The 19,153-nt window shown below is 73.1% G+C and carries 17 protein-coding genes; 14 read left to right on the forward strand and 3 right to left on the reverse strand.

Features of this window, described 5'->3' with window-relative positions:
• Positions 1–47 precede the first annotated feature (47 nt).
• From ACWD3I_RS16300 to ACWD3I_RS16315, 4 genes are all read left to right on the forward strand, one after another.
• The gene (locus ACWD3I_RS16300; RefSeq protein WP_365402173.1) at positions 48–863 is read left to right on the forward strand and encodes an AIM24 family protein; all 816 of its coding nucleotides are present in this window, start codon (positions 48–50) and stop codon (positions 861–863) included.
• An 80-nt stretch (positions 864–943) separates the two neighbouring features.
• Positions 944–1,570 carry a dihydrofolate reductase family protein gene (locus ACWD3I_RS16305; RefSeq protein WP_365402176.1) on the forward strand — a complete coding sequence of 209 codons (627 nt, stop codon included), beginning with the start codon at positions 944–946 and terminating at the stop codon, positions 1,568–1,570.
• A 91-nt stretch (positions 1,571–1,661) separates the two neighbouring features.
• Positions 1,662–2,567 carry a DMT family transporter gene (locus ACWD3I_RS16310; protein WP_365402231.1) on the forward strand — a complete coding sequence of 302 codons (906 nt, stop codon included), beginning with the start codon at positions 1,662–1,664 and terminating at the stop codon, positions 2,565–2,567.
• A gap of 85 nt (positions 2,568–2,652) precedes the next feature.
• Positions 2,653–3,042, forward strand: a complete 390-nt coding sequence (locus tag ACWD3I_RS16315) for a ribonuclease domain-containing protein (RefSeq protein ID WP_365402178.1) — start codon at positions 2,653–2,655, stop codon at positions 3,040–3,042.
• Positions 3,043–3,097: 55 nt separating this feature from the next.
• Here the strand turns inward: ACWD3I_RS16315 and ACWD3I_RS16320 are convergent, their stop codons facing one another.
• Positions 3,098–3,298, reverse strand: a complete 201-nt coding sequence (locus ACWD3I_RS16320) for a hypothetical protein (protein ID WP_365402181.1) — start codon at positions 3,296–3,298, stop codon at positions 3,098–3,100.
• Between the two features lie 170 nt (positions 3,299–3,468).
• Here ACWD3I_RS16320 and ACWD3I_RS16325 point away from each other — a divergent pair, with 170 nt between their 5' ends.
• A complete protein-coding gene (locus tag ACWD3I_RS16325; protein ID WP_365402184.1) occupies positions 3,469–4,728 on the forward strand; it encodes a sensor histidine kinase in 1,260 nt (419 codons plus the stop codon).
• A gap of 354 nt (positions 4,729–5,082) precedes the next feature.
• On the opposite strand, the gene ACWD3I_RS16330 is transcribed toward ACWD3I_RS16325, so the two are convergent.
• A complete protein-coding gene (locus tag ACWD3I_RS16330) occupies positions 5,083–5,481 on the reverse strand; it encodes a hypothetical protein (RefSeq protein WP_365402187.1) in 399 nt (132 codons plus the stop codon).
• A gap of 297 nt (positions 5,482–5,778) precedes the next feature.
• Between ACWD3I_RS16330 and ACWD3I_RS16335 the strand changes: the two genes are divergently transcribed.
• Together ACWD3I_RS16335 and ACWD3I_RS16340 are read left to right on the forward strand one after the other, a co-directional pair.
• The gene (locus ACWD3I_RS16335) at positions 5,779–6,477 is read left to right on the forward strand and encodes a response regulator transcription factor (protein ID WP_365402190.1); all 699 of its coding nucleotides are present in this window, start codon (positions 5,779–5,781) and stop codon (positions 6,475–6,477) included.
• Positions 6,478–6,520: 43 nt separating this feature from the next.
• On the forward strand, positions 6,521–7,705 hold the full coding sequence (locus ACWD3I_RS16340; protein ID WP_365402193.1) for a cytochrome P450 family protein: 1,185 nt from the start codon (positions 6,521–6,523) through the stop codon (positions 7,703–7,705).
• A gap of 55 nt (positions 7,706–7,760) precedes the next feature.
• Here ACWD3I_RS16340 and ACWD3I_RS16345 read toward each other — a convergent pair whose 3' ends face one another.
• Positions 7,761–8,762 carry a Gfo/Idh/MocA family protein gene (locus tag ACWD3I_RS16345; protein ID WP_365402196.1) on the reverse strand — a complete coding sequence of 334 codons (1,002 nt, stop codon included), beginning with the start codon at positions 8,760–8,762 and terminating at the stop codon, positions 7,761–7,763.
• Positions 8,763–8,892: 130 nt separating this feature from the next.
• Between ACWD3I_RS16345 and ACWD3I_RS16350 the strand changes: the two genes are divergently transcribed.
• The 7 genes from ACWD3I_RS16350 to pcaDC all read left to right on the forward strand — a co-directional run bounded on the left by ACWD3I_RS16350 (position 8,893) and on the right by pcaDC (position 19,105).
• Positions 8,893–9,630, forward strand: coding sequence for a GntR family transcriptional regulator (locus ACWD3I_RS16350; RefSeq protein WP_365402234.1), 738 nt, complete (start codon positions 8,893–8,895; stop codon positions 9,628–9,630).
• 167 nt (positions 9,631–9,797) lie between these two features.
• Complete coding sequence (locus ACWD3I_RS16355; RefSeq protein ID WP_365402199.1) at positions 9,798–10,946, forward strand: ROK family glucokinase; 1,149 nt, start codon at positions 9,798–9,800, stop codon at positions 10,944–10,946.
• A gap of 8 nt (positions 10,947–10,954) precedes the next feature.
• Complete coding sequence (locus ACWD3I_RS16360) at positions 10,955–11,536, forward strand: sugar kinase (protein ID WP_365402237.1); 582 nt, start codon at positions 10,955–10,957, stop codon at positions 11,534–11,536.
• A 136-nt stretch (positions 11,537–11,672) separates the two neighbouring features.
• Positions 11,673–14,489 (forward strand): DEAD/DEAH box helicase, encoded by a 2,817-nt coding sequence (locus ACWD3I_RS16365; protein WP_365402202.1) that lies wholly within the window; start codon positions 11,673–11,675, stop codon positions 14,487–14,489.
• Positions 14,486–16,591, forward strand: coding sequence for an SWIM zinc finger family protein (locus ACWD3I_RS16370; protein WP_365402205.1), 2,106 nt, complete (start codon positions 14,486–14,488; stop codon positions 16,589–16,591). The genes ACWD3I_RS16365 and ACWD3I_RS16370 overlap by 4 nt, the downstream gene beginning before the upstream one ends.
• 128 nt (positions 16,592–16,719) lie before the next feature.
• Positions 16,720–17,712 (forward strand): hypothetical protein, encoded by a 993-nt coding sequence (locus tag ACWD3I_RS16375; RefSeq protein WP_365402208.1) that lies wholly within the window; start codon positions 16,720–16,722, stop codon positions 17,710–17,712.
• Positions 17,713–17,809: 97 nt separating this feature from the next.
• The gene (gene pcaDC / locus ACWD3I_RS16380) at positions 17,810–19,105 is read left to right on the forward strand and encodes a bifunctional 3-oxoadipate enol-lactonase/4-carboxymuconolactone decarboxylase PcaDC (protein WP_365402211.1); all 1,296 of its coding nucleotides are present in this window, start codon (positions 17,810–17,812) and stop codon (positions 19,103–19,105) included.
• Positions 19,106–19,153: the final 48 nt, after the last annotated feature.

The following is a 19,153-nucleotide window of genomic DNA, read 5'->3' on the forward strand; positions in this document are numbered from 1 at the left end:
CGTCAGATAGCCGGAACTCTTTCCTCCGCTTCTCGCGTTCTCCTGACGTGACCCTTCAACAAGACATCGTCGGCAACGCCATGCAGATGGCGGTCGTCACCCTCCAGCCCGGTCAGACCGTGTACTGCGAGGCCGGAAAGTTCCTGTTCAAGACCACGAACGTGACCATGGAGACCCGCCTCGGCGGCCCGTCGAACCCCGGCGGCCAGCAGCCCCAGGGCGGCGCCGGCGGCATGGGCGGCATGCTCCGCCAGGCCATGGGCACCGCCATGCAGGTCGGTCAGCGCGCGCTCGCGGGCGAGTCGCTGGCGTTCCAGTACTTCACGTCGACCGGCGGCGAGGGCACCGTCGGCTTCGCGGGCGTCCTGCCCGGTGAGATGCGGGCCCTGGAACTCGACGGCACGCGCGCGTGGTTCGCGGAGAAGGACGCCTTCGTCGCCGCCGAGTCCACCGTCGACTTCGGCATCGCCTTCCAGGGCGGCAGGACCGGCATGAAGGGCGGCGAGGGCTTCGTCCTGGAGAAGTTCACCGGCCGCGGCACCGTGATCATCGCCGGCGCCGGCAACTTCATCGACCTCGATCCCGCCGACTTCGGCGGCCGCATCGAGGTCGACACGGGCTGCGTCGTCGCCTTCGAGGAGGGCATCCGGTACGGCGTCCAGCGCGTCGGCGGCCTCAACCGGCAGGGGATCATGAACGCCGTCCTCGGCGGCGAGGGCCTCTCCCTGGCCACCCTGGAGGGCAACGGCCGCGTCATCCTCCAGTCCCTCACCATCGAGAGTCTCGCCAACGCCCTGAAGAAGGCCCAGGGCGGCGACAAGCAGGGCCCGACGGGTGGTCTGTTCTCGACGAACGCCGGGTGACGCGCCACCGATGAGTTGCGGGCGCCGGTGGGGTCTGAGCTGATGGCAACAGACCCCACCCGAGAGAGAAGGCACCCGTCATGGGCAAGCTCGTCTCCCAGATCTTCGTCAGCCTCGACGGCGTCTACCAGGGCCCCGGCGGCCCCCAGGAGGACACCAGGGGCGGCTTCGAACAGGGCGGCTGGACCGTCCCGTACGCCGACGAGGACTTCGGCCGGTTCGTCGGCCAGGTCTTCGCCGACGTCGGCGCGTTCCTTCTCGGCCGTCGTACGTACGACATCTTCGCCGGGTACTGGCCGAAGGTGACCGACCCCGCCGACCCGGTCGCCTCGAAGCTCAACGCCCTGCCGAAGTACGTCGCCTCGTCCACCCTCACCGACCCGGAATGGGCCGGCACCACCGTGATCGGCGGCGACCTCGCCAAGGAGGTCACCTCCCTCAAGGAGCGCACCGACGGCGAGATCCAGCTCCACGGCAGCGGAGCGCTCCTGCGGTCCCTGCTGAATCTCGACCTGATCGACACCGTCCACCTGATCACCTTCCCGGTCGTGCTCGGCGCCGGCCGCCGCCTCTTCACCGAGGGCAGCCTGCCGACGGCCTTCACGCACCGGAGCGGGCTCATCACCTCCACGGGCGCCTCCATCCAGACGTACGACCTGGCGGGACGGCCGGAATACGGGTCGTACGAGCTCCCCGCAAACCCCTAGGCGAAATCAGGCCGCGCGGGTACGGTGATCGCTCCGCGTGCGAGCCACCGACGTCTCCACATCACCGATGGAGACCGGGAGAGCCGCCCAGATGTCCTCGATCGCCGTACCGGGCGTCCTCGCGCCCCGCCGCACCTGGCTGACCGACCTGCCCGTCCTGCTCGTGGCGGTCGTGTGGGGCGCGAGCTATCTCGCCGCCAAGGACATCACCACCGCCCGCACGGTGATCGCGGTCCTGGTGCTGCGCTTCGCGATCGTCCTGCCCGCCCTCGTGGCCGTCGGGTGGCGCTCGCTGCGCGCCCTCAGCGTCGCCCAGTGGCGCGGGGCCGGACTCCTCGGGCTGATCCTCAGCGTGATCTTCCTGCTGGAGACGTACGGCGTCGTCCACACCTCGGCCACCAACGCGGGCCTCATCATCAGCCTCACCATGATCTTCACGCCGCTCGCCGAGGCCGCCGTCACCCGCATCCGTCCCTCACGGGCCTTCCTCGGCGCCGCCGCCCTCTCCGTGCTCGGCGTCGTCCTGCTCACCCAGGGCGGCGGCTTCACCTCGCCCTCCCTTGGCGATCTGCTCATGCTGCTCGCGGCCCTGGCCCGCACGGTCCACGTCCTCGCGATGTCCCGCGTCAAGTCCGTCCAGGGCGCCGACGCGCTCTCCCTGACCACCGTCCAACTCGGCGCCGCCGTGGCGGTGTTCGTGCTCCTGGCGACGGGCGCCGAGGCCACGCCCTGGCAGACGGCCGTGGACTTCGGGCCGCGCGAGTGGGCCGGGCTGCTGTTCCTGTCCGTGTTCTGCACGCTGTTCGCGTTCTTCGTGCAGATGTGGGCGGTCCGCCGCACCTCCCCGTCCCGGGTCAGCCTGCTCCTCGGCACCGAGCCGTTGTGGGCCGCCCTGGCCGGTATCGCGCTCGGCGGGGAACGGCTCGGCGCGCTGGGCCTGGCGGGTGGCGCGCTGGTACTTGTGGGGACCGCGTGGGGACGCCGGGCGGCAGGTTAACTCCGCGAAAACTCATCGGACTTGACGGGAAAATCTCCGGAGTTGTCATTGACATGCCACTGTCTACGCGCGTCATCATGAGGGCATGAGATTCCCCCCACGAATCACTCGCATCGGCGCCGCGGCCGCCGTACTGTCCGCCCTCCTCGTCGGAGGCACCGTCGCCACGGCTTCCCCCGCAGCCGCCGCGGTCGGCAGTATCTGCTACAGCGCCCTGCCCTCCCAGGCGCACGACACGCTCGACCTGATCGAGCAGGGTGGTCCCTACCCGTACTCCCAGGACGGCACCGTCTTCCAGAACCGGGAAGGCGTCCTGCCCAGCCAGTCGAGCAGCTACTACCACGAGTACACGGTCATCACGCCCGGATCGTCCACGCGCGGAGCCCGTCGTATCGTCACCGGCCAGAAGACCCAGGAGGACTACTACACGGCCGACCACTACGTCACGTTCAAGCTGGTCAACTACAGCTGCTGAGCCGAGTCGAACCTCGTCGAGGAAGGGTGGGACCAGCCGGAGGCCCGGCCCGCGTTCAGCCTGACTTCCGGCTCTCCGCGGCGGCGAACAGCGCGATCGCCAGCACGAGCAGGGCGACGCTCGCGTAGAGCCCGTAGCCGTCGAGGAAGCCGAGCCGCTGTACGAGTCCCCAGTGCCAGTCGGTGAACTCGTGCACCAGACCGGCGACGCCCTGCACCAGGGCGAAGAATCCGAGCAGTTCCAGCAGTTGCTTCATGTGCATACGCTCGCCCCGCGGACCCCCCACGGACATCGGCCGCGGGGCGAGGCGCATGCGACGGAAGTCTGCGGTCCGCGCGGTCCGGCCGCGCCGAAAGTAGGCGGCCCGCCGACTTTGGTCGGAGATCCCGTCCGCGCGGAGGTGGCACGGGCCTTCCGTGCGTAGATTTGTCGACCGTGAGTGGAGACGAGCCCGCAGTGGTGCCCCCGGCGTTCGCGGGGCATCGCTGGCTGATGCCCTCGGCCGTCCTGAAGGAGCTGGACCCGGACGGCGAGCGCCCCGGGCGCCGGCCCCGGCGCACCGCGCGCGACTGGCTCGTCGACTTCAGCTGCTTCGCGGTGGCCGTGATCGTCGGCCTGGTCGGCGCGGAGGCGGTGACCTCCAACCCCCATGTCCCGGACGGCCTCGCCCGCCTCGACCAGGTGATCGGCGCGGTCGCCTGCGCCGCGGTGTGGCTGCGTCGCCGCTGGCCCGTCGGGCTGGCCGTCGCCTCGCTCCCCGTGGGGTTCGTTTCGGACACCGCGGGCGGCGCCTGCCTCATCGCCGTGTTCACCCTCGCCGTGCACCGGCCGTTCCGGTACGTCGCGTGGGTGGGCGGGGCCACCATCGCGGGGATCCCGCTCTACTTCTGGATCCGCCCGGACCCCGACCTGCCGTATCTCGTCACCGTCGTCATCTTCGTGCTGATGACCGCGGTGGTGGTCGCCTCGGGCATGGTCGTACGGTCCAAGCGGCAGCTCGTGCTGAGCTTCCAGGACCGCGCCCGGCGCGCCGCGACCGAGGCCCGGCTGCGGGCCGAGCAGGCGCAGCGGCTGGCCCGCGAGGCCATCGCCCGCGAGATGCACGACGTCCTCGCCCACCGGCTGACCCTGCTCAGCGTGCACGCGGGCGCGCTGGAGTTCCGGCCCGACGCACCCCGGGAGGAGGTCGCCCGCGCGGCCGGCGTCATCCGGGAGAGCGCGCACGAGGCGCTCCAGGACCTGCGCGAGATCATCGGCGTCCTGCGGACCGGGGACCAGGACGACACGGGCCGCCCCCAGCCGACCCTCGCCGCGCTGGACGCGCTGGTCGCCGAGTCCCGTGAGGCCGGCATGAAGGTCAGCCTCGACACCCGCGTCACCGACCCCGCCGCCGTCCCCGCCTCCGTCGGCCGCACCGCCTACCGCATCGCCCAGGAGGGCCTGACCAACGCCCGCAAACACGCTCCAGGCACCGAGGTCACCGTCTCGGTCGAGGGCGCGCCCGGCGAGGGACTCGCCGTGACCGTCCGCAACCCCGCACCCGAGGGCGAGGTGGCCCCCGTACCGGGTTCCGGGCAGGGGCTCATCGGGCTGACCGAGCGGGCGTCGCTGGCCGGCGGGCGGCTCGAGCACGGGCCGGAGGCGGGCGGGGGGTTCGGGGTGCGGGCGTGGCTGCCATGGGCGTGAACTGGGCGCCGCGCAAGGGGTGTTCACCCCGCCCCGCGAACCGGCCGGTGAACAACGGGTGTTCGGCCGCTCTCCTGTCCTGAAACCACCCCGTTCCCACCCACCGGGACGCGCTCGAGATCGACAACCTGGGTACGACATGGGGCTTTTGGGGCCGTTGGGCCACGGAGACTGCGAGGTGGAAGCGCGGAGACGTGGAGGCGACACCGTACGACCTGGGCACGCTGCCGTGGGAGATCCGGCAGACCATGAACACGGGCGGGCGGGCTCGACGGACAGGACCCTCGGCCGGCTGAGCACGCTGGTCCTCGACCGGCCGGACTGCCCGACGGCGGCCCAGGCGTACGACCGGCTCTACGACTGGACGGCCCTGCCCTCCGGCACCCTGCTGTCCGGCATGCGGGCCGGGCAGGTGCTGAGCGTCTCGCGCGTCGCGGCCGTACGCCACCACGGCTGTCGGTCCACACCGCGCCGCGGCTCCCGGGTCGCGCCGCCCGAGTGGCAGGAGTCGAGGACCGCGACGACATGGGCGCCTCGGGCCGCGATCTCGTCGAGCGGTGCGCCGAGTTCGGCGTCCTCCAGCAGGGGCTGTCCGCCCGCGTACCGGCTGTCGTGACAGACCAGCGCCTCCGACCAGCCGCTCGCCACGCACGGATCGTCGGTGGGGCGCCGGCTGCCGTGCCCGCAGAACCACAGCAGCGCCGTGTCGCCCGGGCCGCAGCGCCCGAGGTGGTTCCGGATGCCGACCGGCACGGCCGCCCAGGTGGCCTGCGCGCCGTTCAGCGTCCGCGTGTCGGTCTTCGCGCTCTGGGATCCGAGCGGACTCTCCGCCGCCCGCGCGTCGTTGACGCAGCCTCGCAGTGGTCTGACGGGTAGTCGTCGATGTCCGCGAACAGGGCGTACACGGTGCGCATGGAGCGATCCCGCCCATGACTCCTCGTGGTGACGCCCGATGGTGCATCGGTGTGGCGACGGCGGTCCCGGCACGGAGTGCGGCTGTGTGGCCGACGACAGCCGGTAGGACCCCGAAACCGTGATTACGTAAGCCCCATGACCGCGATCAGACTGCTCCTCGTCGACGACGATCCGCTGGTACGGGCCGGCCTGTCCCTGATGATCGGCGGTGCCGACGGCATCGAGATCGTCGGGGAGGCCGCCGACGGCAAGGACGTCGACGCGCTCGTCGACCGCACCCGCCCGGACGTCGTCCTCATGGACATCCGGATGCCGTCCATGGACGGCATCACCGCCACCGAGCGGCTGCGCATCCGGCCCGACGCGCCCCAGGTCGTGGTCCTCACCACCTTCCACGCCGACGAACAGGTCCTGCGCGCCCTGCGCGCGGGCGCCGCCGGGTTCGTCCTCAAGGACACCCCGCCCGCGGAGATCGTCGACGCGGTGCGCAGGGTCGCGGCCGGCGATCCCGTCCTGTCGCCCACCGTCACCCGGCAGTTGATGCACCACGCGGCCGGCACCGCCGCCGACACCCGCCGGGCACGCGCGCGTGAGCGGATCGCCGCCGTCAACGACCGCGAACGCGAGGTGGCCGTCGCGGTCGGCCGGGGTCTGTCCAACGCCGAGATCGCCGCGGAGCTCTTCATGAGCGTGGCCACCGTCAAGACCCATGTCTCACGCGTCCTGGCCAAGCTCGACCTCAACAACCGGGTGCAGATCGCGCTGCTCGCGTACGACGCGGGCCTGTTGGAGGAAGGGGCCGAAGCCCCGGAGTCCGGGGAATCCGGGCACTAGCGGGGCGTGCTGTCCGTTCTCGGAGGGAGGGGAAGGGAACTTCATGGCAGAAGTGGTCGACCTGGGCGAGTTCGGCGAGGCGTTCCGCACGGACCCGCATCCCGTGTACGCGCGACTGCGTGAGCGCGGCCCGGTGCACCGGGTCCGGCCGCCGGGCTCCGATCCCGGCTACCGGGCCTGGCTCGTCGTCGGGCACGAGGAGGCACGGGCCGCGCTCGCCGACCCCCGCCTGTCCAAGGACGGCCGCCGGATCGGTGTGACGTTCCACGAGGAGGAGCTGATCGGCCGCCATCTGCTGGGCGCCGACCAGCCCGAGCACACCCAGCTGCGCGGCCTCGTCTCCCGCGCCTTCACGATGCGCCGCGTGGAGGAACTGCGGCCCAGGGTCCAGGAGATCACCGACGACCTCCTCGACGCGATGCTGCCGTACGGCCGCGGCGACCTGGTGCAGTCCCTCGCCTACCCCCTGCCGATCACCGTGATCTGCGAGCTCCTCGGCGTGCCCGAGATGGACCGCACGGAGTTCCGGAAGGTGTCGACGGAGGTGGTCGCGCCCACCAGCCCCGAGAACTCCTACGACGCCGTCGTCCGGCTCGACGCGTACCTGCGCGAGCTGATCGAGGACAAGCGGTGCGCCGGACCGGGCGACGACCTGCTCAGCGACCTCATCCGCACCACCGCCGAGGACGGCGACCGGCTCTCCCCGCAGGAACTGCTGGGCATGGCCTTCCTCCTGCTGATCGCCGGCCATGAGACCACGGTCAACCTCATCACCAACGGCGTCCACGCCCTGCTCACCCACCCCGCCCAACTCGCCGCCCTGCGCGCCGACATGAGCCTGATCGACGGCGCGGTCGAGGAGACACTGCGCTACGAGGGACCGGTGGAGAACGCGACGTTCCGCTACGCCGCCGAGCCCTTGGAGATCGCGGGCACCACCATCGCCGAGGGCGACCACGTCATGGTCGGCCTCACCGCGGCCGACCGCGACGGCACCCGCTACCCGGCCCCGGACACCTTCGACATCCGCCGCGACCCCCGGGGCCACCTCGCCTTCGGCCACGGCATCCACTACTGCCTGGGCGCTCCCCTGGCCCGCCTCGAGGCGCGTACGGCGATCCGGAGCCTGCTGGACCGCGCGCCGGACCTGGCCCTGGACGGACCGCCGGGGGAGTGGCTGCCGGGGATGCTGATACGGGGGCTGCGCAGCCTTCCGGTGCGCTGGTAGCGCCGTACGGGGCCCCCATGCGGGGGGATCGGGCCGTACGGGTTCGGAGGACCGCTCAGCCCGGCAGCTCCGCCATCCGTACCGGCCGCCGCTCCCGCCGCGACACCTCGCACGCCTCCGCGATCCGCAGCGCCTGCAACGCCTCACGCCCGTCGCAGGGATTGGGCCGCTCGCCCCGGACCACCTCGACGAACGTGTTCAGCTCGGCCTCGTAGGCCGGCCCGAACCGTTCCAGGAACCCCGTCCACGGCTTGGTCGCGGCCGGTGGGCCCGTCGGTTCGGTGGAGGCGATCGGCGTGCGGTCGTCCAGGCCGACGACGATCTGGTCCAGCTCCCCGGCCAGCTCCATCCGGACGTCGTAGCCGGCGCCGTTCAGCCGGGTCGCCGTCGCCGTGGCGAGGGTGCCGTCGTCGAGGGTGAGGACCGCCGCGGCCGTGTCGACGTCGCCCGCGTCACGGAACATCGCGGGTCCGGCGTCGGAGCCGGCCGCGTACACGTCCACGACCTCCCGCCCGGTCACCCAGCGCAGGACGTCGAAGTCGTGGATCAGCGTGTCCCGGTACAGCCCGCCGGACAGCGGCAGCCACGCGGCCGGCGGCGGCGCCTGGTCCGAGGTCAGCGCCCGCACCGTGTGCAGCCGCCCGAGGCGTCCCGACCGCACCGCCTCCCGGGCGCCCGTGTACCCGGCGTCGAAGCGGCGCTGGAACCCCATCTGGAGAACGGTCCCGGCCGACTCCACCTCGCCGATCGCCTGGAGCGTGCCCGGCAGGTCGAGGGCGATCGGTTTCTCGCAGAACACCGGCAGCGCCGAGCGTGCCGCGCGGCCGATCAGTTCGGCGTGCGCCGAGGTGGCGGTGGTGATCACCACCGCGTCCACGCCCCATCTGAAGATCTCGTCCACCCCCGGCGCGGCCGTCTCCCCCAGCCGGTTCGCGAGCTCCTGGGCCCGCGCGCCGTCCGCGTCCGTGAGGATCAGAGAGCCGACATCGCGATGACGACTGAGCGTGTTCGCGTGAATGGTGCCGATCCGGCCCGTACCGATGACGCCGATGCGCATGTGAACAAAATGTGGCCCGAGACCCCACCCTGTCAATGCATATGTCCGGACAATCGAACTACACAACTTCCCGTCAACAGCGCGCGGAGCTACGCTCGGGCCCGTGCCGAAACCAGATGTGGACCCGACCGTGTCGCTCGAACTCAGTGTGGACCGGAGCAGCCCGGTGCCGTTGTACTTCCAGCTGTCCCAGCAGCTGGAGGCCGCGATCGAGCACGGAGCTCTCACCCCCGGCAGCCTGCTGGGCAACGAGATCGAGCTCGCCGCGCGCCTCGGCCTGTCCCGGCCCACCGTCCGCCAGGCCATCCAGTCGCTCGTCGACAAGGGCCTGCTGGTACGCCGCCGTGGCGTCGGCACGCAGGTCGTGCACAGCCAGGTCAAGCGCCCACTCGAGCTCAGCAGCCTCTACGACGACCTGGAATCGGCAGGTCAGCGCCCCGCCACCAAGGTCATGGTCAACACCCTCGTCCCGGCCTCCGCCGAGGTCGCGGCCGCGCTCGGGGTGGCCGAGGACAGCGACGTGCACCGCATCGAGCGGCTGCGCCTCGCGCACGGCGAGCCGATGGCGTACCTCTGCAACTACCTGCCGCCCGACCTGCTCGACCTGGACACCGCCCAGCTGGAGGCCACCGGCCTGTACCGGATGATGCGCTCCGCCGGAATCACCCTGCACAGCGCCCGCCAGTCCATCGGCGCGCGCGGCGCCACCGCCGTCGAGGCCGAGCGGCTCGCCGAGGAGGAGGGGGCCCCGCTGCTCACCATGCAGCGCGTCACCTTCGACGACACCGGGCGCGCGGTCGAGTTCGGCACCCACACCTACCGGCCCACCCGCTACTCCTTCGAGTTCCAACTGCTCGTGAGGCCCTGAAGGCGGCCCTGGGATCCGCTCGAGTGTCGCCGCATTGGTTCCAATGTCCGGACAATGCGACCGATGCGCGGTCAGCCTCCATGCGCCCGTAACCGGCACAGCACAGGAACCGCCCCTTTGCTCCCCCGCACAGCACCCTTACTCACGGTGAGGCACAATCGGGCCTGATGAGCACCTACGGCAATTTCACGGCCCCGATCGGCTCCCGGCGTGCCCCCGTCCTCCGCACGGTCGGTACCAGGGAACGCCGCTCACACCTGACCGCGCCCCGCGTGCCGACGGTCGGTATCGACATCGGCGGCACCAAGGTGATGGCGGGTGTCGTCGACGCCGACGGCAACATCCTGGAGAAGCTCCGCGCGGAGACCCCGGACAAGTCCAAGAGCCCCAAGGTCGTCGAGGACACCATCTGCGAACTGGTCCTGGACCTGTCCGACCGCCACGACGTGCACGCCGTCGGCATCGGTGCGGCCGGCTGGGTCGACGCCGACCGCAACCGCATCCTGTTCGCCCCGCACCTGTCCTGGCGCAACGAGCCGCTGCGCGACCGCCTCGCGGGCAGGCTCGCCGTACCGGTGCTGGTCGACAACGACGCCAACGCCGCCGCCTGGGCCGAGTGGCGCTTCGGTGCGGGCCGCGACGAGGACCACCTGGTCATGATCACGCTCGGCACCGGCATCGGCGGCTCGATCCTCGAGGACGGCCAGGTCAAGCGCGGAAAGTTCGGTGTAGCGGGCGAGTTCGGCCATATGCAGGTCGTGCCCGGCGGCCACCGCTGCCCGTGCGGCAACCGCGGCTGCTGGGAGCAGTACAGCTCCGGCAACGCGCTGGTCAGGGAGGCCAAGGAGCTGGCCGCGGCCGACTCCCCGGTGGCCTACGGGATCATCGAGCACGTCAAGGGGCAGATCGGCGACATCACCGGCCCGATGATCACCGAGCTGGCCCGTGACGGCGACGCCATGTGCATCGAGCTGCTCCAGGACATCGGCCAGTGGCTCGGCGTCGGCATCGCCAACCTCGCGGCCGCCCTCGACCCGTCCTGCTTCGTGATCGGCGGCGGTGTCTCGGCCGCCGACGAGCTGCTCATCGGCCCCGCGCGGGACGCCTTCAAGCGCCAGCTCACCGGCCGCGGCTACCGCCCCGAGGCGCGCATCGTCCGCGCCCAGCTCGGCCCCGAGGCCGGCATGGTCGGCGCCGCCGACCTCGCCCGCCTGGTCGCCCGCCGCTTCCGGCGCGCCAACCGGCGCCGGGTCGAGCGCTACGAGCGCTACGCCAAGTACACCGAGTCCCGCCGTACGACCCAGGGGCAGGCGTGAACCCGTCCGTGACCCCTTCGGTGCCCCGCCAGGGCGACTCCCCGGAGGAACCGCGGCGACCGACCGAGGACCGCCGCCACCGCAACCGCCGCCGGGCGCTCACCCTGCTCATCATCGTGCTGCTCATCGGCGTCCCGGCCGGCTATCTGGTGATCTCCGCGAACCAGAGCCGCAACAGCGGCAAGGACAAGGAGGCGAAGTACTCGGCGACCGGCCTCACCGCCGGCTGGCCGTCCAAGGTCCAGCGCCGCCTCTACCAGGTGCCGATCCCGCATCCCGCGGACCGGATCGCGTACTACGAGACCAACAACTGGAAGACCAGCCGCCTCTACGTCCAGTTCCGCACCAGCAACGCGGGCCTCGACACCTTCCTGGCCGGCGTCGGCGTCAACCGCGACGACCTGAAGGAGGGCGAGATCACCATCGGCGCCCGCGACCAGAAGATCACCGGCTGGAGGTTCACCGGCCCCGGCCCCTGGTCGGGCCTCGTCCACAAGCAGAAGAACCCGGCGCCCACCCAGGACATCGTGGTGAACACCGCGGACCCGGCCAACCCGATGGTGTACGTCGTCTCCCGCACCGTTCCGTAGGCCACAGGGCGACGCCCTCGTCCCGTCCGGTCGCTCGGCACGGCGGCCCGGCCCGTCGCCGGAGCCGATTGTCAGACCCCGCCCGTAGAGTCGAAGACGTCTGATCCGACACGCGGGACGGGAGGTGGCAGGACGTATGAGTGACACGGTCGCGACGGCCGGGCGAGCGATGGACCCGGTCTCCGTGAGACTCGCCGCCGTCTTCCTGCCCGCACCCCTCCCGCGCGAGGGCCGGATGGCCTTCTGGGACCCCGAGGACGGGCCGCTGCCCGACGGACACACGGATCTCACCGTCGTACGACGACACGGCGCCGGAGTGCGCCGCAGGACCGCCCCCGCGCTCGAACTGCCCCTGGCCGAGGCCCTGCCCCTCCTCGTGCGCGCCCGGCGCGACCCCGCCGCCCACCCCGCCACCGCCTGCTGGGGCGCGGCCGCCCTGCACGCGCTGCGGCTCACCGCCCGCGGCCGGCTGCTCCCCGGCCTCACCGCCACCGGCCACGACGCCTGGCGGGCCGGCCCCCTGGACCCGGACGACATCGCTCACCTGCGCGCGATCGCCGCCGCCCTGCCCCACGAGGGTCACGCGGTCCCGCTGCCCGGCCCCGGCCCGATCCGGCTGCCCGAGCCGGAAGCGCTGATGCGCTCCTTCCTGGACGCCGTCGCCGACACCCTCCCGCGCACCCCGGCCGCCCCCCTCGCCTCCGGCAGGCCCTTCGCGGACCGCCGCCCGCAGCGTCTGCCCGGCGCGCAGGACTGGGCCGCCGAGGTCGCCGCCGGCATGGACGCGGGCGTGCGGATCTCGCTCCGCCTCGACCTGTCGGCGTACGACCTCTTCGACGAGGGCGGCCGGGCCCGCAGCGCCGGTGCCGCGATCGTCCAGGTGCACAGCCTCGCCGACCCCACCCTCGTGGCCGACGCGGCGGCCCTGTGGTCGGGCGAGGCGGACGCGGTGTTCGGACCCCGCGCGCGTGTGGACGCCGCCCTCGCGGTGCGGCGTGCCGCCAGGGTCTGGGCGCCTCTGGACCGGCTCGGCGAGCAGGACGTGCCCGACGTACTGGCCCTGTCGGAGGAGGAGTTGGGCGATCTGCTCGGCGTCGCCGCGACCCGGCTCGCGGCGGCCGGGGTCGCCGTGCACTGGCCCCGTGACCTGGCCCAGGACCTGAGCGCGGCCGCGGTGGTGCGGTCCGCGCCGGGCTCGGCCACCGACGGCACCGGCTTCTTCGAGAGCGAGGAACTCCTTCAGTTCCGCTGGCAGTTGGCGCTCGGCGGCGACCCGCTCAGCGAGGCCGAGATGGACGCGCTCGCCGAGGCCCACCGGCCCGTGGTCCGGCTGCGCGACCAGTGGGTGCTGGTCGACCCGGCGCTCGTCCGCAAGGCCCGCAAGCGCGAACTGGGCCTGCTCGACCCGGTCGACGCGCTGTCCGTCGCCCTCACCGGCAGCGCCGAGGTCGACGGCGAGACGGTGGAAGCCGTACCGGTCGGCGCGCTGGCCGCGCTGCGCGACCGGCTGACGGTCGGGGTGCGGCCCGCCGAGCCGCCGCCGGGTCTGCACGCGACCCTGCGCGACTACCAACTGCGGGGTCTGGCCTGGCTGGACCTCATGACCTCCCTCGGCCTCGGCGGCTGCCTCGCCGACGACATGGGCCTCGGCAAGACGATCACGGTGATCGCCCTGCACCTGAAGCGCGCCCGCCGCGAGCCGACCCTGGTGATCTGTCCGGCCTCGCTGCTCGGCAACTGGCAGCGGGAGATCACCCGGTTCGCGCCCGGCGTCCCCGTCCGCCGCTTCCACGGCCCCGACCGCACCCTGGAGGACCTGGACGGCGGCTTCGTGCTCACGACGTACGGCACCATGCGGTCGATGGCACCGCGGCTGGCCGAGCAGCGCTGGGGCATGGTCGTCGCGGACGAGGCGCAGCATGTGAAGAACCCGTACTCGGCGACGGCGAAGGCGTTGCGCACCATCCCGACACCCGCGCGCGTGGCGCTGACCGGCACCCCGGTGGAGAACAACCTCTCCGAACTGTGGGCCCTGCTCGACTGGACGACCCCCGGACTGCTCGGCCCCCTGAAGTCCTTCCGCGCCCGCCACGCACGCGCCGTCGAGAACGGCGAGGACGAGGAGGCGGTGCGGCGGCTGGCCCGGCTGGTCCGCCCCTTCCTGCTGCGCCGCAAGAAGTCCGACCCCGGCATCGTCCCCGAACTGCCGCCCAAGACGGAGACGGACCACCCGGTCCCGCTCACCCGCGAACAGGCCTCCCTCTACGAGGCGGTGGTCCGCGAGTCGCTGCTCGCCATCGAGACGGCGGAGGGCATCGCACGCCGGGGCCTGGTGCTGAAGCTCCTGGGAGCGCTGAAGCAGATCTGCGACCACCCCGCGCTGTATCTGAAGGAGGAGGCCGGAGCCGCCGACCGGCTCGCCGTCCGCTCCGGCAAACTGGCCCTGCTGGACGAGCTGTTGGACACCCTGCTGGCCGAGGACGGCTCGGCTATCGTCTTCACGCAGTACGTCGGCATGGCCCGCCTCATCGCCGCCCACCTGACCGACCGCGCGGTCCCGGTGGACCTGCTGCACGGCGGCACACCGGTGCCGGAGCGCGAGCGCATGGTGGACCGCTTCCAGAGCGGTGCGACGCCGGTCCTGGTCCTGTCGCTGAAGGCGGCGGGCACGGGCCTCAACCTCACCCGCGCGGGCCACGTCGTCCACTTCGACCGCTGGTGGAACCCGGCCGTCGAGGAGCAGGCCACCGACCGCGCCTACCGCATCGGCCAGACCCAGCCGGTCCAGGTCCACCGCCTCATCACCGAGGGCACCGTCGAGGACCGCATCGCCGAGATGCTGGAGGCGAAGCGGGCACTGGCCGACGCGATCCTCGGCTCCGGCGAGGCCGCCCTGACCGAACTGACCGACCGTGAACTGTCCGACCTCGTCTCCCTGCGGAGGACGTCATGACGGGCCGGCCGGCGGACGAGGTACGCCGCGCACTGCGGGAGGCGCGGGAACGCCGGGAGGCGGAGGGGACCGCGGAGGGCACGGCGGAGCCGAGGGAGCCCGCGGGGGACGGCTCGGTGTCGGGGACATCCGGCGGATCCACCGTTTCCGCCGTTTCCGTCGGCGAAGGGCCCGCAGTGCGGCAGCCGGAGCCCGGTGAGGTCCGGCCGGGGGACGCCGCCCGCGCGGCGCTGCGGCGCGCGGCCGCTGATCGACGGGGTGCCGGAGCCGAGGGACCGGCGCAGGAGGCCAGGACGGCTGAGGACAAGGCGGATACGTCTGCCGGGTCGGACGCGTCGGCGAGCGGGTCCGGTGAGGAGACCGACCGGCTCGGTGACACGGCGGATCCCGCCCCGGGAGGGGGGAACGGGGGAGGAGCCCCGCAAGGATCGCGCCCCGCGGACCGGGCGCGTGAGGCCCTGCGGGCGGCCCGTGCGGAAGAGCGCCGGCTGCGCACGGAGGTCACGGGCGGGGGCACCGGGGCCGGGGCCCGGCCACGCCGTACGACACCGCCCGCTCCCGTCGCCCGAGGCGGTCCGGCCGGCGGTACCGCCGCCGAACGGGCTCGGGCCGTGCGGGAGTCGCTCGCCGACGCCTTCCGTATGCCCGACGACGAGGCGGACCAGGGGAGTGCGGCCGAGTGGGACCGCGACCCCGTTCCCGCCGACGCCGCGCAGGACACGGTCCCCGACCCGTACGGCTCCGGCACCGGCCCCGCCCCCCTCCATGCCCACGCCGCGTTCGGCACCGCCCTCTCGGACTCACCCCCGCCCGCCGCACCCCGCCGGCCCCGCTCCATGGGCGCCCCCGGCCGCGACGGTGAACTGCGCCGTACCTTCCCGGCGTTCACGGCCCGTGCCTCCGGCGAGGACGGTGGATTCGCCGAGACCTGGTGGGGCAACGCGTGGGTGGACGCCCTAGAGAGGGGTGCGCTGGACGCCAAGCGGCTGGCGCGGGGGCGTGGTTACGCGGAGCAGGGGAATGTGGACGCCATCACCGTGACGCCGGGGCTCGTCCTCGCGTACGTGCAGGGCAGCCGGCCCCGGCCGTACCGGGTGCAGGTGCGGCTGCGGACGCTCGACGACGCCGACTGGGACCGGTTCCTGGACGCCGCCGCGGAGCGGACCGGGCACATCGCCGCCCTGCTCGACAAGGAGATGCCCCACGCCCTCGCCGAGGGCGGTGTCCGGCTGCTCCCCGGGCCCGGCGACCTCGAACCGCAGTGCAGTTGCCCCGACCGCGGCCACCCCTGCAAGCATGCCGCCGCCCTCTGCTACCAGACCGCCCGTCTGCTCGACGCCGACCCCTTCGTCCTGCTCCTGCTGCGCGGCCGCGGCGAGCGCGAACTGCTCGACGCGCTGTCCCGGCTGAGCGCCGCCCGCGCGGCCCGCGCCGCCCAGGACAGGGGCCCGGCACCGCTGCCCGGCGTACGCGCCACCGAGGCCCTCGCACCTCGCCGGCTGCCGCCCCTGCCGGCCCCGCTGCCGATGCCCCCGCACCCCGAGCAGCCCCCGGTCTACCCGGCGGCCCCGGGCGGCCCGGACCCCTTCGCCCTGGACCAGTTGGCGACCGACGCCGCCGGACGTGCCCACGCGCTGCTCGGCACCGGCCGTGACCCGGTCGCCGAACTGACGCTGTGGCAGGACGCGGTCCGGCTCGCCGCGGCCCGCCCCGGTTCCGGCCTCACCGCCGCCACCCGCTCGCTCTACGCCTCGCTCGCCGCCGCGGCCGACCGCACCCCGGCCGACCTGGCGCGCGCGGTCGCCGCCTGGCGGCAGGGCGGGTTCGAGGGCCTCGCCGTCCTGGAGGAACCCTGGGACCCGCCGGCCGGCCGCTTCGACCGTGCCCGCCCGCTCCTCCTCGCCGCCGACCTCCCGGCCTTCCGCCCCTGGCGCAACCACCTCACCCACCCCCGCGGCCATGTCCAACTCCGTCTGGGCCGCGACGGCTTGTGGTACGCCTACGAATCCGACCCGGGTGCCGACGACTGGTGGCCCCGCGGCACCCCCGACCTCGACCCGGTGGGCGCCCTGACCGGCCTGGGGGCATCGCCCGAGGGCTGACACGCTTCACACAACCACCACACACAGTTCGCACAGTGGCTGCGCGGGGTGGCGACTCAGGTGCCACTAAAATGCCGCGATGTCGCTCTGCGACACAGCAACTGACCGAAAGCGAACGGGGGAGCGGCATGGCTACGGGGGGATGGGGTCCCGGCACGGGACAGCCCGGCGGCAACGGAACAGGCGGACAGGGCTGGGGCCCTCCGCCCGGAGCGCCGGCCAACAACCCCTACGTACCGCCACAGGCGCCGTACCCGCCGCAGAACCCGTACCCGCCGCAGAACCCGTACCCCTATGTGCCCCCGGCCCCCGTGCCCGGGCGCGCGCCGCGCCGCCGCAGCCGCCTGTGGTTCCTCTCCGCGCCCTACCTGGTCACCGCCATCCTCCGCTCCGCGCACCGCGTCGCGGTCCGCCTCTTCGTGCAGGAGGGCGACGGCCGGATCGAGGACCGCACCGTGGACCGCGTCCAGGTGACCCGCACAGTGCTCGGCGCTGTCGCCACGGTCGCCCTGTTCATGGCCTACGGCGTGGAGAAGGGCGGCTGGGAGGACGCCGCGACCGGTGGCGTCGCCAACATGATCATCGCCCCGGTCCTGCTGATCGTCGGCGGCCCGCTGGTCATCCTCGCCTTCGTCTTCTACGCGCCCCAGCACCTGAGGCCCCATCTGCGCTCCAGGCTCCACGCCCCGTTGAAGGCGGTCGGCTGGTATCTGCTGACCGTGGGCGTCCTCGCCGGGACCCTCCTGGGAATCGGGCAGGCGTCCAAGAACGACCTGAGCGGGTGGCAGGGCTTCGTGGTGGGGCTCACGGGGCTGGCCGTGCTGGCCTGGGGCATTCCCTTCTTCCTCCTGGCGTCGCTGTACTCCGCTCGCAGCGCGTTCAACACCGCCCACGTCCATCCCATGCTGCCGCCCGTGGTGACCGTGGCGCTGGTGTGGGTGCTCGCGATCTTCAACGTGATCGACAGCGGCATGCCCCAGGGGCCGCCGGCCGTGCAGTACTGCTCGCTGCTGGGCGGCCCGCTGACGGTGACGGCCGTCTCGCTGTGGGAGATGCGAAGGATGCGGACCCGGTTCGGGGTGACCGTCCGTGGCGCGGCCCCCGTCCCCGTGCTTCGGTGAAGGCCGTGTGAGCATTCTCCGGTGATGTCCGGGAGCCGGGTGCGAGGAGTGGGGTCCCAGGGGCCGCGGCCAAAGGAATGGCGGTTAGCGTGGAGCGGTGAGTGAGACGCAGACCCCCGCCCTCCAGTACCGCCTCGACGGCCCGGACGACGCCCCGGTCCTCATCCTGGGCCCCTCGCTCGGCACCACGTGGCACATGTGGGACCGGCAGGTTCCCGAGCTGGCCAAGCAGTGGCGGATTTTCCGGTTCGATCTGCCGGGGCACGGCGGCGCACCCGCCCACCCGGCGGGCTCGGTCGGCGACCTCACCGCCCGGCTGCTCGCCACCCTCGACCGGCTCAGCATCCAGCGCTTCGGCTACGCGGGCTGTGCGCTCGGCGGCGCGGTCGGCCTGGAGCTGGCCCTGCGCCACCCGGAGCGGGTCGCCTCGCTCGCGCTGATCGCCGCCTCGCCGAGATTCGGCACGCCGGACGAGTTCCGGCAGCGAGGCGTGATCGTGCGGACGAACGGGCTCGACCCCATCGCCCGTACCTCCCCGGACCGCTGGTTCACCGGCGGGTTCGCCGCCGCGCAGCCCGCGATCACCGACTGGGCCGTGCAGATGGTCCGCACCACCGACCCGGGCTGCTACATCGCCGCCTGCGAGGCTCTCGCGGCCTTCGACATACGGGCCGACCTCGCTCACGTCGGCGTGCCCACCCTCGTCCTCGTCGGCTCCGACGACCAGGTCACCGGCCCCGCGGAGGCCCGTACGCTCGTCGCCGGCATCCCCGACGCACGGCTCGCCGTGGTGCCGGGCGCCTCCCACCTCGTACCGGTGGAGCAGCCCGCTGCCGTCACCGACCTCCTGGTCCGGCACTTCTCCACGGCCTGGCAGCCCGGCTTCGACTCCACCGGGCAGACCGCCATCCCGGCCGCCCCGCTCAAGCCGGTCCTGGCCGCCCCGCCGCAGGTCTCGCCGATCGCCGAGATCGCCCCCGCCGTACCGGCGCCCTTCGTGGGCGGGGGACGGCCCGACCCGTACGACGCCGGGATCAAGGTGCGCCGCGAGGTGCTCGGCGACGCGCACGTGGACCGGGCGCTGGCGCAGGCCGACGAGTTCTCCGGCGACTTCCAGGAGTTCGTCACCCGCTACGCCTGGGGCGAGATCTGGGACCGCCCCGGCCTCGACCGCCGCTCCCGCAGCTGTGTCACGCTCACCGCCCTCGTCGCGGGCGGCCACCTGGAGGAGCTCGGCTTCCACGTCCGGGCCGCCCTGCGCAACGGGCTCACCCCGGTCGAGATCAAGGAGGTGCTGCTGCAGGTGGCGGTCTACTGCGGGGTGCCGGCGGCCAACAGCGCGTTCAAGGTGGCCCAGCAGGTCATCCGGGAGGAGACGACTCCCGAGGAGTGAGCGCCTCAGCCGGGCAGCGGAACCACCAGGCTGAGCCGCCCCGGCGCG

The organism is Streptomyces sp. NPDC002817 (assembly GCF_053592055.1).

What these genes read in the sequence shown, in the direction of transcription:
- ACWD3I_RS16345 (WP_365402196.1), bottom strand. Translation starts at nt 8,762, where the DNA reads ATGCGCATCGGCGTCATCGGTACGGGCCGGATCGGCACCATTCACGCG.
- ACWD3I_RS16365 (WP_365402202.1), top strand. Translation starts at nt 11,673, where the DNA reads ATGAGTGACACGGTCGCGACGGCCGGGCGAGCGATGGACCCGGTCTCC.
- ACWD3I_RS16315 (WP_365402178.1), top strand. Translation starts at nt 2,653, where the DNA reads ATGAGATTCCCCCCACGAATCACTCGCATCGGCGCCGCGGCCGCCGTA.
- ACWD3I_RS16340 (WP_365402193.1), top strand. Translation starts at nt 6,521, where the DNA reads ATGGCAGAAGTGGTCGACCTGGGCGAGTTCGGCGAGGCGTTCCGCACG.
- ACWD3I_RS16335 (WP_365402190.1), top strand. Translation starts at nt 5,779, where the DNA reads ATGACCGCGATCAGACTGCTCCTCGTCGACGACGATCCGCTGGTACGG.
- ACWD3I_RS16310 (WP_365402231.1), top strand. Translation starts at nt 1,662, where the DNA reads ATGTCCTCGATCGCCGTACCGGGCGTCCTCGCGCCCCGCCGCACCTGG.
- ACWD3I_RS16320 (WP_365402181.1), bottom strand. Translation starts at nt 3,298, where the DNA reads ATGAAGCAACTGCTGGAACTGCTCGGATTCTTCGCCCTGGTGCAGGGC.
- ACWD3I_RS16375 (WP_365402208.1), top strand. Translation starts at nt 16,720, where the DNA reads ATGGCTACGGGGGGATGGGGTCCCGGCACGGGACAGCCCGGCGGCAAC.
- ACWD3I_RS16355 (WP_365402199.1), top strand. Translation starts at nt 9,798, where the DNA reads ATGAGCACCTACGGCAATTTCACGGCCCCGATCGGCTCCCGGCGTGCC.
- ACWD3I_RS16305 (WP_365402176.1), top strand. Translation starts at nt 944, where the DNA reads ATGGGCAAGCTCGTCTCCCAGATCTTCGTCAGCCTCGACGGCGTCTAC.
- ACWD3I_RS16370 (WP_365402205.1), top strand. Translation starts at nt 14,486, where the DNA reads ATGACGGGCCGGCCGGCGGACGAGGTACGCCGCGCACTGCGGGAGGCG.